Origin of the sequence: Nonomuraea jabiensis, assembly GCF_014204795.1 — a bacterium.
Classification (GTDB): domain Bacteria; phylum Actinomycetota; class Actinomycetes; order Streptosporangiales; family Streptosporangiaceae; genus Nonomuraea; species Nonomuraea jabiensis.
This window is the reverse complement of the sequence record NZ_JACHMB010000001.1, coordinates 5149456-5161649: the sequence shown is the minus strand read 5'-3', so window position 1 is coordinate 5161649 and position 12194 is coordinate 5149456. Positions and strand designations below refer to the sequence as shown.

Here is a 12194-nt window from a genome sequence, read left to right as displayed (position 1 = left end):
AAGCCTCGACCGACGTTACACCCATGCACGAGTCGCTCCACATAAAGGAAACGGCCCTGTAAAGCCGAATGGCCCGCGCGAGTGCGCGGGCCACGGAAAAGACCGGGCTACTTGGCGGCCGTCGTCTCGCGCTTCTCGCGGATACGGGCGGCCTTGCCGCGCAGGTCGCGCATGTAGTAGAGCTTGGCCCGGCGCACGTCGCCGCGGGTCACGAGCACGATCTTCTCGATGACCGGGCTGTGCACGGGGAAGGTGCGCTCGACGCCGACGCCGTAGCTGACCTTGCGGACCGTGAAGGTCTCGCGGGCGCCGCTGCCCTGCCTGCGCAGCACGAAGCCCTTGAAGACCTGGATACGGGAGCGGTTTCCTTCGACGACTCGTACGTGTACCTCGAGCGTGTCACCGGGACGGAAGCTCGGCACGTCGCTGCGCAGCGTCGCCTTCTCGAGCTCCTGGATCTTCGTGTGCATGAGAGCTGTCCTCAAGTTCTCGTGAGCACGCGGAGGTCCACCCGGCCGAAGCTCGTGGCGGACGCGCTTGCTGTCTCCTGGCCCGGGGTCACTACGCCCGGGCATGACGAACCAACCAAATGGTGGTTGGCATCGACTCAGTTTGCCATATCTTCGCGCTCGACGCGAAACGACAGCTCCTCGAGGAGCTTCCTGTCGTGCTTGTCCAGCGTGTCGGGGTCGAGCGCCGCCGCCAGATCCGGCCTGTTCCGTACGGTACGGCGCAGCGCCTGGTCACGCCGCCATCTGGCGATCTTTCCGTGATGCCCGGACAGCAGCACCTCAGGCACTTCATGCCCCCGCCAGACAGGCGGCTTGGTGTAGACGGGGCCCTCGACCAGGTTCTGCATGGATCCGGGCGCGAAGGAGTCGTCCACGGCCGACTGGGCATTGCCCAGGACACCGGGCAGCAGCCGCCCGATGGCCTCCACCATGACCAGCACCGCCACCTCGCCCCCGGCCAGCACATAGTCGCCGATGCCGACCTCGTCGACCCGCAGCCGGGAGCCGTACTCCTCCATGACCCGCGAGTCGATGCCCTCGTATCGCCCGCACGCGAACAGCAGCCACGGCTCCCCCGCCAGCTCCTGCGCCAGCTCCTGGGTGAACGGCCGCCCGCTCGGCGTCGGCACGATCAGCCGCGGCGCGCCGTCCCCGACCACGGCGTCGATGGCCTCGCCCCACACCTCGGGCTTCATGACCATGCCCGGCCCCCCGCCGTAGGGGGTGTCGTCCACGGTCTTGTGGACGTCGTGGGTCCAGTCACGGAGCTGGTGCACGCGTACGTCCAGCGTGCCGCGCTCGCGGGCCTTGCCGATCAGCGAGACGTCGAGCGGCGCGAAGTACTCGGGGAAGATCGAGATGATGTCGAGCCGCATCACAGCAGGCCCTCTGGCGGGTCGACGACCAGCCGACCGCCTTCCAGGTCGATCTCGGGCACCAGCGCCTTGACGAACGGGATGAGCGCCTCGTCCGCCCCGGCCCTGCGTACCACCAGGAGGTCCTGGCCGTGGTGGAGGACGTCGGTGATCTCGCCCACGGGCTCCCCCGCGGCGGTCTCCACCGTCAGGCCGATGAGCTGGGAATCGTGGAACTCGTCGGGGTCGTCGGACGGCGCCACCTCGGCCGAGTCGATGACCAGCATGGTGCCCCGCAGCTCGTCCGCCACGTCGCGGTCGGTGATCCCCTCGAAGGTCAGCAGCAGGAAGCCCTTGTGCCAGCGGCGGCCCGCGACGACGAGCGGCCCCCTGCCGGCGGGGTCCGTGGCGATGGACGTGCCCACGGCGAAACGCAGCTCGGGATCGTCGGTGCGTACCTCCACGGTCACTTCACCGCGCACCCCGTGCGGACGGCCGATCCGGCCGACGACCAGCTGCAACATGAACTCCTAACGCAAGCGCCCCCATCGGCCGGCAAAGCCGATGAGGGCGCGCAAACCTGACGCTAACGGACTGCTTCGTGCAGGTCGAGCAGGTCGACCCGTACGTACTTCCCGTCGGCCAGGGCGTTCACAACGGTGCGCAGCGCCTTGGCGGTGCGCCCGCCGCGTCCGATGACCTTGCCCAGGTCCTCGGGGTGCACCCGGACCTCCAGGACGCGCCCGCTGCGAATGCGGCGTGCGCGGACCCGGACATCGTCTGGATGTTCGACGATGCCCTTCACGAGGTGCTCGAGAGCCTCCTCGAGCACGTCAGGCCTCGCCCTCGGTCTGGGTCTCGACGGGGGCCTCGGCCTCTTCCTTCTTCTTGGCCTTCTTCGGCGTGGTGGCGGCCGTGCCGGTGTCGCCACCGGACAGCGCCTCCTTGGCCGCGGCCTCGTAGAGCGCGTGACGGTCAGGCGCGGGCTCGGCGACCTTCAGCGGCGCAGGGGCGGCCTCGCCCTTGAACTTCTGCCAGTCGCCGGTGAGCTTGAGCAGCTTGAGGACGGGCTCGGTCGGCTGCGCGCCGACCCCCAGCCAGTAGGCCGCACGCTCGGCGTTGACCTCGATGCGCGAAGGGTTGTCCTTCGGGTGGTACAGGCCGATCTCCTCGATCGCCCGGCCGTCACGCTTGGTGCGGCTGTCGGCGACGACGATGCGGTATTGAGCGTTGCGGATCATGCCGAGCCGCTTGAGCTTGATCTTGACTGCCACGGGTGTGGTCTCTCCTGCATTCGAGCGTGGGTGAACGGCATCTCGCCGAGTGGGGCACGACGGGACGACGCTCCAGGGACAGGCGCGTCCGGCGGGAGGTGAGAGGGCACCCGCCTGGTCACGATGTTCCAACATGCCATTGTGCCAGATCGACGGCACTGCCAACGACGTTCCGTCACGGCGCGCCGCCTCGCGGCCGCTCGCGAACGGCTCCCGAAGGTGCGGCACCGGCTGCGACCTGGCTGCATGTACGGTGAGCGACCCGCTCATGGTATCCCGCCGGCGCATGATCTCCGGCCGCGCGACTGGGGAGCGACCGGTTTTCGAGTGGCGCCTCCGCAGGGCGGTGCGGCCGGTGCGGGCAGCCGTTCGAGGGCGCAGGCGCTCAAGGCGGCGGGCCGAGCAAGCGGGAAGGCCGGAGTCCACCAGCGGGAAGGCGGAGGCCGCGGCCGTGGTGACGCCCGGCGCGGCCCCCTGACGGCAGAGGCGAAGGCCGCCGAGAGCCGGGCAGGCGCCACTGCCAGAACCCGGCGCGGCACCGCCCGAAGGCCGGAGCGCGGGCCGACCGGAAAAGCCCGGCCCGATCGCAAGCCCGGGCCAGTCGGAAAACCCGGGCCGCCGGGAACGCGAGGTCCCGGCGGGGGCTACTTCTGGCCGGGCAGGCGGAACTTGGAGGGGTCGAAGCCCGGCGGCAGCTCCACGCCCGGAGGCAGCTTGCCCCCGAGGTTGCCCAGCAACCCGCCGCCCTTGGGCTCGGCCGCCTCCGGAGCCTCGGCGGCGGAGGCCTTGCCGAGGGCCGCCTTGCGCGGGTCGCCGCTGACGCGCCGCCCCTTCTTGGCCTTCTTCTGCGCCTTGGCCGCCTTGCCGCGACCACCCGGCATGCCGGGGATGCCCATGCCGCCCGCCATCCGCTTCATCATCTTCTGCGCCTCGAAGAAGCGGGTGACGAGGTTGCTGACGGCGGTGACCGAGACGCCGGAGCCGGCCGCGATGCGGGCCCGCCGCGACCCGTTGATGATCTTGGGGTCCTGGCGCTCCCCGGGCGTCATCGAGCGGATGATCGCGGCGATGCGGTCGAGGTCGCGGTCGTCGATGGAGTTGAGCTGGTCGCGCATCTGCCCCATGCCGGGCATCATGCCCAGCAGGTTTTTGATGGGCCCCATCTTCTGGACCATCATCATCTGCTCGAGGAAGTCCTCGAGCGTGAAGTTTTCGCCCGAGGTGAGCTTGCCCGCCATCTTGGCGGCCTGCTCCTCGTCGAACGTCTTCTGGGCCTGCTCGATCAGGGTGAGGATGTCACCCATGTCGAGGATGCGGGAGGCCATCCGGTCGGGGTGGAAGGCGTCGAAGTCCTCGAGCTTCTCGCCCGTGGAGGCGAACATGATCGGCCGGCCCGTGATGTGCCGCACCGACAGGGCGGCGCCACCGCGGGCGTCGCCGTCGAGCTTGGTCAGCACGACCCCGTCGAAGCCGACGCCCTCCATGAACGCCTGCGCCGTCGTGACGGCGTCCTGGCCGATCATGGCGTCGACCACGAACAGGACCTCGTCGGGCGAGACCGCGTCGCGGATGTCGGCGGCCTGCTTCATCATCTCCTGGTCGATGCCCAGGCGGCCGGCGGTGTCGATGATGACGATGTCGTGCAGCAGGCGCTTGGCCTCGTCGATCGACGTGCGGGCGACCGCGATCGGGTCGCCGGTGCCGTTGCCCGGCTCGGGGGCGTAGACCGCGACCCCGGCGCGCTCGCCCACGACCTGGAGCTGCTGGACGGCGTTGGGGCGCTGCAGGTCGGCGGCCACCAGCAGGGGCGTGTGGCCCTGCTCGCGCAGCCACCTGGCCAGCTTGCCGGCCAGGGTGGTCTTACCGGCGCCCTGCAGACCCGCCAGCATGACCACGGTCGGCGGCGTCTTGGCGAAGCGGAGCCTGCGCGTCTCGCCGCCGAGGATCGCGATCAGCTCGTCATTGACGATCTTGACGACCTGCTGCGCCGGGTTGAGCGCCTGGGAGACCTCGGCCCCGCGGGCGCGCTCCTTGACCTGGGCGACGAACGCCTTGACCACCGGGAGCGCGACATCGGCCTCCAGCAGGGCGATGCGGATCTCGCGGGTGGTGGCGTCGATGTCGGCATCGGACAGCCGGCCTTTGGACCGGAGGGAGGAGAAGACCGATGTCAACCGGTCGGATAGCGTCTCGAACACGTGGTTGGCCAGTCCTCGAAGCGAATGAACGTCTAAGACTCCAGCCTATCCGCTCCGCTAGCCGCTCCAGCCTGGCACGGCCATGCGGACTGAGAGCGCGTGCTCGACCAGGTTGATCAGCGCGGCCTTGACCGAGTCCTTGGAGCGGGCGTCGAGGCGCACCATCGGGATGTGCGGCGCCAGGGTCAGGGCGTCACGCACTTCGGCGTCGCTGTGGGCGTACTGGCCGTCCCAGCCGTTCACCCCCACGATGAACGGCAGCTGCGCCTCTTCGAAGTAGTCGATCGCGGGGAAGCTGTCCGCCAGGCGGCGCGTGTCCACGAGCACCACCGCGCCGATGGCGCCGCGGACGAGGTCGTCCCACATGAACCAGAACCGGTGCTGTCCGGGCGTGCCGAACAGGTACAGGATCAGGTCGCGATCGAGCGAGACGCGACCGAAGTCCATGGCGACGGTGGTGGTCGACTTCAGCGGCGTCATGCCCAGATCGTCGATGCCCTTGGAGGCGTCGGTCATGACGGCCTCCGTGGTCAACGGCATGATCTCCGACACCGCGCCGACGAAGGTCGTCTTGCCCACCCCGAACCCACCGGCGACCACGATCTTCGTCGAGGTCAAACCGGGGCTAGAGCCTGCGAAGTCCACTGAGCACCCTTTCCAGCAGGTTGACGTCCGGCCTACCCGCTTCCAGCTGCGGCTGATGCACCCGAACCAGGCCCTCTGCCGCCATATCCGCGATCAGAACACGCACCACACCGAGCGGGATCCGCAGCAGCGCCGAGACCTCAGCCACCGACCTGACCTGCAGGCACAGCTGGCTGATCGCCTTGTATTCGGGGGTGATGTGCGAGAACTCCCGGTGCTCGGCGGTCGCCGAGGACACCAGGGCCTCCATGGCCAGCTTGACCTTGGGCGCGGTACGCCCGCCGGTCACGGCATAGGGCCGCACCGGCGAGGCGGGGTCGTTGCTGGGCGGCGGAGGAGGGGGAGGCTGCCAGCTCCCACTGTTCTGGGAATCCCACGCACCGCTGTTATGGGAGTCCCAGCCGCCGCTGTTCCATCTCGGGTCTGTCACCTACATCACCTGGTCTGGCTGGCGCGCAGCTCGGCGCGCACAGCCGGGGTCAGCACCTGACCGGCGCGATCAACCATCAGCGTCATCTGGTACGCCACCAGACCCATGTCGCAGTCCGGAGCCGCCAGCACCGCCAAGCACGAGCCGTCGCTGATCGACATGATCAGCATCAGGCCGCGCTGCATCTCCACGATCGTCTGGTTGACCGGCCCGCCTTCGAACACCCTGGCCGCGCCCTGCGTCAGGCTCACCAGGCCCGACGCGATGGCGGCCAGCTGGTCGGCCCGGTCAGCCGGGAATCCCGCGGAGGCCGCGAGCGGCAGCCCGTCAGAGGAGACGACCACCGCGTGCGCGACGCCAGGAACGGTGCTGACGAAATCGGTGATTAACCAGTCCACCCCACGTGCCGACTGGCTCAAGTCATTCATGCGCGCTCATCCCTGCTTTCAACACTTCTCGGACCGGAGGGGTACGTCCTGCCCTCGCTGATGTCGTCACGTGCCGCCCTGAACCCCTGCTGGAAGCTCGAAAGGCGGCTGCGCACCCGCTCCGGCGAGACCGCCGGCATGGGAGCGACGCCCTTGGGCGCCGAGACGGTGTCGGCCGAGCCGGGCACCAGGTTGGCCTTGGGCACCCGCTTGGGCAGCCCCGCGGCGGTCGCGCCGTCGCGTACCGGCTCGACGACCGCCTCCGCGGCGCTCCAGCCCGCGTCGGCCTTGGCGGAGCCCCAGGTGGCGGCGCCCTCGTTGCCGTGCTCGAACCACGCCGACTCGACCGAGGCGAAGATCGGCAGGTATTCGTCGCCCGAGGAGGCGGGCTTCACGGCCGGGATGGGACCGGTGGCCGCCGCCTCCGTCTCGGGGAAGTCGTACTTCGGCTGGCCCATGTCCATCTGGTCGCCGCCGAAGGGCCGTCTCGGCAGGGAGTTGTTGTCCTGGCCCCATTCGCCCGGCCGGCTGTTGGAGTTGCGCGCCGGCACCCAGACGTCAGAGGTGTCGTAGCCGCCGCTGCTGCTGCGCGGGTCGGACGGCCAGCCCACGTCCACGCTCGGCTGGGCCGAGAAGGACGGCTGTGAGGGGAAGGACGGGTGGCCCGGCCCCGGCTGGTAGCCTCCCGGACCCCACTGCGGGGCGGGCGGCGGCGGCACGGGAGGCATCGGGGGCTGCATGGGAGGCATGGCAGGCATGGCCGTACGGGCGCCGAAGCCCTCGTCGAACGAGTCCAGCGTCCCCATGCTGTTGCCGCCGGGGGTCGCGTAGGCGGGGGACTGCGAGCCGAGCAGCGCCTCCGGCATCAGGACCATGGCGGTCAGACCGCCGGTGCCGTGGGGGCGCAGCTGCACCCGGATGCCGTGCCGGTGCGCCAGACGCGCGACCACGAACAGGCCCATGCGGCGCGACACGGACACGTCCACGGTGGGGGCGTCCATGAGGCGGTCGTTGGCGATGGTGAGCTCGTCCGGGGTCATGCCGATGCCGGAGTCGCTGATCGACAGCATGACGCCGCCGCCGTCGATCCGGCTGCCGGAGACGGTCACCCTGGTCTCGCGGGGCGAGAACGACAGGGCGTTCTCGATCAGCTCGGCGAGCAGGTGGATGACGTCGTTGACGGCCTGGCCGGCCACGGCGACGCCGTCGGGCACCTGGAGGACGACCCGCTCGTAGTTCTCGACCTCCGACAGCGAGGCGCGGGCGACATCGACCAGCTTGACGGGCTTGCTCCAGCGGCGGGGCGGTTCCTGGCCGGCGAGGACCAGGAGGTTCTCGCTGTTACGCCGCATGCGGGTGGCCAGGTGGTCCAGCTTGAACAGGTTGCCGAGCCGCTGCTCGTCCTGCTCGCCCTGCTCCAGGCCGTCGATCAGGGTGATCTGCCGTTCCACCAGCGTCTGGCTGCGGCGCGACAGGTTCACGAACATCGCGTTGACGTTGCTCCGCAGGCGGGCCTCCTCGCCCGCCAGCCGGACCGCTTCGCGGTGGATCTCGTCGAACGCCCGCGCGACTTCACCGATCTCGTCCTGAGAGGCGACGCCGATGGGCTGGACCTCGACGTTCTCCACCGAATCGGACTCACGGAGCTGGCGGACGGTGTCCGGCAGGCGGCGACCGGCGATGAACAGCGCCTCCCTGCGCAGCCTGCGCAGGGGGCCGCTCAGCGAGCGCGCCATGAAGACGGTGACCAGCAGCACGAGGATGAGCAGGATCAGGATGCCGACCGCCACGATGACGGCGCTCTGCTGCTCGGACCCTTCCAGGGTGCGGCTGCGGAGCACGATCGAGTCGGCCACGCGCTGCTCGACCTTGCGCATCCCGTCGATGGTCTCGCTGATGGCGGCGAACCAGTCCTTGCCGTCACGGGTGAGCCCGAGCTTCGGGTCCGACACGTTCCGTGGTTGCCCCAGGCTCTGCAGGAACAGGGCTCGGGAGGCCAGGATCTCCGCGCGGTCGTTGGCCTTGCCGCTGACGGTGTCGTCGTACGCCTGGCGCAGCTCAAGGGGGACCTGCGCCCGGAAGGTGGCCAGCTCGCTGTTCTTCTGGGCGCGGGCGGCGATGAAGGCGTCGAGTTCGACCCGGCCGAATTCCCTGGTGGCCAGCGCCGCCACGAGCAGCGCGCGCTGCGTGGAGACGTACTGCTTGGCCCGGGCGAGGGCGGCGAAGCCGGAGACGCTCGCCGAGAGCTCCTTGTCGACCGCGCCTTGGTCGATGGTGTCGTTCAGGGAGAGGAGGTCTGTGATGAACCGGTCGTAGAGCTCGATGACGGAGTTGACGTCGAGCTGGGAGTCCATCGCGTTCTTACGCGCGGTGTCGAGCTCGTTGAGACGGTTCTTGATGCGCAGGGCCTCGGGGGCCTGAGGGCTGTCGGAGGTCGCCAGCGCGTCGACGCTGCCCTTGACCTCGGTGACGAGCTTGTTGACCGGCTCGTACTGATCGGTCACTTCGTCCCGGCCGGCCTTGCGTCCGAGGGCGACGAAGCGCGCGGTGTAGTCGCGCTCCACCTCGACCTCGTGCGCGAGGGCGGTCAGCCGGCTCGCCAGCACGGCGACCTCGTTGACCTGTGCGTAGTCGCCGGCGCTCGCGATCGACGTGGTGACGCGCAGGCCACCGAGAATGAGCGCGGCGAGGGTCGGGATGACGACCAGGACGAGCAGCTTGGAGCGCACACGCCAGTTACGCAGGGAGAAACGCGATCCTGTCCGAGCCTTCACGGCTTCACCCGCAACGCCCGGCGCGGCCGGCTGCGGTCCGCCAGACGCGTGTCGGGGGGCTTCCTCTATTAAGCCCGGATCCCCGCCCACAGAGGGGACAACACTCTTCACTTGCCTCCGCAACCTCTCCTCTGACGGTCTGGTGCACGAAGATCACGTTATGCAGGTGTTTGCGGTGTGACGCCGACGCACCCTTGGGGCGAGAGCTTATTGGAGCACATCAACACGAGATCGGCCAATAGCGCAAAGATCACGGTCGACACACAGCTGCACATTTTACGCAAATCACAACACCTGCCACAGGCCCTCCAAGTCAAGCGGGGTCCCAGATAATAAACGGACAAAAGGGATATATCGCTACATATGGTGATATATCTTGTTAATTTTAGGAGTTCCCGGTGCATCCGGAACTACGGCCTGCGCTAGGGTTCGACCGTCGCTGACACCCTCAGTTACCAACACCCCCACCCCCATGGGTTCCAAAGGAGACGCGTAATGCGGTTCGGTGCATTAGGGCGTAGTGCCCTGATTGGGCTTGTGAGCACCCTCGTCATCACCGGGTGTTCAAGTTCTGGCGACAAACCAGAAAGCTCGAGTTCTGCGGCCGGCGGCATGAAAACCGACCTGTTGGTCGGACAGTATCCGGGTGCGGACTCTGCGCCACTGTTCATCGCCATGGAGCGCGGCTTCTTCAAGGAAGAGGGCCTGAACGTCAAGCAGGAGCCCATTCAGGCTCCGCAGGCGGTGCTTCCCAAGCTTTCCAACGGCCAGATGGACGTCGTGCTGGGCAGCTACGCGACCATCCTGACCATCCAGCAGTCGGGCTCCGAGAAGTTCAAGTACATCGCGGACTCCTACCAGGGCGCGCCCGGGGCCTTCGGCATCATGGTCAAGAAGGACTCCCCGATCAAGCAGGTCGCCGACCTGAAGGGCAAGAAGATCGGCGTCAACATCGTCGGTGGTCTGGGCACGCTCACGATGAGCCCGCACTTCAAGATCGCCGGTCTCGACGCCACCAAGGACATCACCTACGTCGTGATCCCGACGACGGAATGGATCTCCTCGCTGGACAAGGGCAGCGTCGACGCCGTATGGATGACGGACCCGTACGTCAGCCAGGCGAAGAAGGAGATCGGCGCCACCATGCTGCTGGACACCATGTCCGGCCCGACCGACGGTCTGCCCATCACCGGCTGGGCGGCCACGGAGAAGTGGACGCAGAACAACCCCAAGACCCTGGCCGCCTTCCAGCGGGCCATGGCCAAGGCGCAGCAGATCGCCGCCACCGACCGCAGCGCGGTCACCAAGGTCCTGCCGACCTTCACCAAGATCCCGGCTGAGACCGCCGCGACGATCAACCTCGGCGCCTACCCGACCTCGCTGAACGCCCAGCGCATCCAGCGGGTGGCGGACCTCATGTTCGACGCCCAGATGCTCAAGCAGAAGATGGACGTCAGCTCGATGATCTACACAGCACCTCAGGGATGATGACCACGATCAACCCGGCGCGGCGCGGGCAGCACCCGCTCGCCCGCGCCAAGCTGGCCAAATACACCCGCCACGCCATCGGCGTGGCGGGTTTTCTGCTTGCCTGGCAGCTTCTCGGCATGTCGGGCCTGTTCAAGTGGATGCCTCCGGCCGCGGACACCCTGGCCAGGACGTTCTCCCTGGCCGTGGACCCGGAATTCCTCGGGGACATCGCGGGCACCCTCACGGCGGCGGTCATCGGGCTGCCGCTGGCCGTCCTGATCGCCGTCCCCATCGGGCTGCTGCTGGGAACGGTCCCGGTGGTCGAGGAGATGACCCGGGTGTTCGTGGAGTTCCTGCGGCCCATCCCCTCGGTGGCGCTGATCCCGCTGGCGCTGTTCTTCTTCCAGCCGGAGATCAACGCCAAGGTGGCGCTCATCGTGTTCGCCGCCTCCTGGCCGATCCTGATCAACACCATGTACGGCGTGCGTGACGTGGACCCGCTGAGCAAGGAGACGCTGCGCTCCTTCGGGTTCGGCCCCGGCGCGGTGATCTGGCGGGTCGCCCTGCCGAGCGCGGCGCCCTTCATCGCGACGGGCGTCCGGCTGGCCGCCTCCATCACGCTCATCCTGGCCATCAGCGTGGAGTACATCGTGGGCGGTTCGGTCGGCGTCGGAGGCTTCCTCATCGAGGCGAGCACCGGCATCGGCGTGGACGCGCTGATCGACGTCGTCGCGGTCCTGATCTGGGCCGGCGTGATCGGGCTCGTCGTCAACATCCTGCTCGCGCGTGCCGAGCGACGGCTGTTCAGGTGGCGGAACACATGATTCTCACTCTGGTCAAACGCCTGTGGCTGATCCCCGTCATGTTCGTCGGCTGGGAACTGCTCGCGGGGGCGCTCGCCACTCCGTTCCTTCCCGGACCGACCCTGATCCTGTCCAGGATGTACGAGATGTGGTTCTCCGGGCCTTTCATCTTCACCGAAGAGGCGGTCCACCACTTCCTGCCCAGCCTGATCAGGGTGGTCGGGTCGTGGGCCATCGCCGTGGTCGTGGGCGTGGGCCTCGGCGTGGCGATCGGCAGGACCCCCTGGCTGGCCGACATCGTCGAGCCGCTGATCGAGTTCGGCCGGGCCGTGCCGCCTCCCGTGATGCTGCCGATCTTCCTCGTGCTCTTCCAGATCGGCCCGCAGGTGCAGATCGCGACCATCGTGTTCGGCATCGTCTGGCCGATCCTGCTCAACTCCATCGACGGCGCGCGCAACCTCGACATGCTGAAGGTCGAGACCGCGGCCGTCTTCGGCGTGCCCGCCCACCTGCGGTTCCTGCGCATCATCCTGCCCGCCGCGGCACCGAAGATCTTCGCGGGCCTGCGCCTGAGCGTCTCCCTGGCGCTGATCCTCATGGTCATCTCCGAGCTGAAGGCCAGCACCGAGGGATTCGGCTATCTCCTCAACATGGCCGTCAGCGCCGCCGACATGCCCGCCATCTGGGCCAACGTGGTGCTGCTCGGCGTGCTGGGCTTCGCATTCAACTCACTGTTCCTCACGGTGGAGCGGCGCGTGCTCTCCTGGCACCGCCACGCCTACCGCCTCGCTTAGGAAAGACCACTG

General features: G+C 68.4%; 13 protein-coding genes. 3 read left to right on the top strand and 10 right to left on the bottom strand.

What is annotated here, in order from left to right:
* Positions 1 to 107: 107 nt before the first annotated feature.
* The 10 genes from rplS to HD596_RS23835 form a co-directional block, all read right to left on the bottom strand.
* Entirely contained in the window at positions 108 to 470 is a 363-nt protein-coding gene (gene rplS / locus HD596_RS23880; RefSeq protein ID WP_185071559.1) for a 50S ribosomal protein L19, read from the bottom strand.
* Positions 471 to 607: 137 nt separating this feature from the next.
* Positions 608 to 1387, bottom strand: a complete 780-nt coding sequence (trmD, locus tag HD596_RS23875; protein ID WP_185071557.1) for a tRNA (guanosine(37)-N1)-methyltransferase TrmD — start codon at positions 1385 to 1387, stop codon at positions 608 to 610.
* The gene (gene rimM / locus HD596_RS23870) at positions 1387 to 1887 is read right to left on the bottom strand and encodes a ribosome maturation factor RimM (protein ID WP_185078680.1); all 501 of its coding nucleotides are present in this window, start codon (positions 1885 to 1887) and stop codon (positions 1387 to 1389) included. The genes trmD and rimM overlap by 1 nt, the downstream gene beginning before the upstream one ends.
* A gap of 65 nt (positions 1888 to 1952) precedes the next feature.
* Entirely contained in the window at positions 1953 to 2198 is a 246-nt protein-coding gene (locus tag HD596_RS23865) for an RNA-binding protein (RefSeq protein WP_043634919.1), read from the bottom strand.
* A gap of 1 nt (position 2199) precedes the next feature.
* Entirely contained in the window at positions 2200 to 2640 is a 441-nt protein-coding gene (rpsP, locus tag HD596_RS23860) for a 30S ribosomal protein S16 (protein ID WP_185071555.1), read from the bottom strand.
* A gap of 644 nt (positions 2641 to 3284) precedes the next feature.
* Positions 3285 to 4838, bottom strand: coding sequence for a signal recognition particle protein (gene ffh, locus HD596_RS23855; protein WP_185071554.1), 1554 nt, complete (start codon positions 4836 to 4838; stop codon positions 3285 to 3287).
* 57 nt (positions 4839 to 4895) lie between these two features.
* Positions 4896 to 5456, bottom strand: a complete 561-nt coding sequence (locus HD596_RS23850) for a GTP-binding protein (RefSeq protein WP_185071552.1) — start codon at positions 5454 to 5456, stop codon at positions 4896 to 4898.
* Between the two features lie 7 nt (positions 5457 to 5463).
* Positions 5464 to 5787 (bottom strand): DUF742 domain-containing protein, encoded by a 324-nt coding sequence (locus tag HD596_RS23845; RefSeq protein ID WP_168022241.1) that lies wholly within the window; start codon positions 5785 to 5787, stop codon positions 5464 to 5466.
* Between the two features lie 131 nt (positions 5788 to 5918).
* A complete protein-coding gene (locus HD596_RS23840; RefSeq protein ID WP_185071550.1) occupies positions 5919 to 6341 on the bottom strand; it encodes a roadblock/LC7 domain-containing protein in 423 nt (140 codons plus the stop codon).
* The gene (locus HD596_RS23835; protein ID WP_185071549.1) at positions 6338 to 9115 is read right to left on the bottom strand and encodes a sensor histidine kinase; all 2778 of its coding nucleotides are present in this window, start codon (positions 9113 to 9115) and stop codon (positions 6338 to 6340) included. The genes HD596_RS23840 and HD596_RS23835 overlap by 4 nt, the downstream gene beginning before the upstream one ends.
* Positions 9116 to 9610: 495 nt before the next feature.
* Here HD596_RS23835 and HD596_RS23830 point away from each other — a divergent pair, with 495 nt between their 5' ends.
* Genes HD596_RS23830 through HD596_RS23820 form a run of 3 tightly spaced genes read left to right on the top strand, consistent with a single transcriptional unit; the run spans position 9611 to position 12182 of the window.
* On the top strand, positions 9611 to 10603 hold the full coding sequence (locus tag HD596_RS23830; protein ID WP_313044666.1) for an ABC transporter substrate-binding protein: 993 nt from the start codon (positions 9611 to 9613) through the stop codon (positions 10601 to 10603).
* Positions 10600 to 11409, top strand: coding sequence for an ABC transporter permease (locus HD596_RS23825; RefSeq protein WP_246554744.1), 810 nt, complete (start codon positions 10600 to 10602; stop codon positions 11407 to 11409). The genes HD596_RS23830 and HD596_RS23825 overlap by 4 nt, the downstream gene beginning before the upstream one ends.
* Positions 11406 to 12182, top strand: a complete 777-nt coding sequence (locus HD596_RS23820; protein ID WP_185071546.1) for an ABC transporter permease — start codon at positions 11406 to 11408, stop codon at positions 12180 to 12182. The genes HD596_RS23825 and HD596_RS23820 overlap by 4 nt, the downstream gene beginning before the upstream one ends.
* The last annotated feature ends 12 nt before the right edge of the window (positions 12183 to 12194 follow it).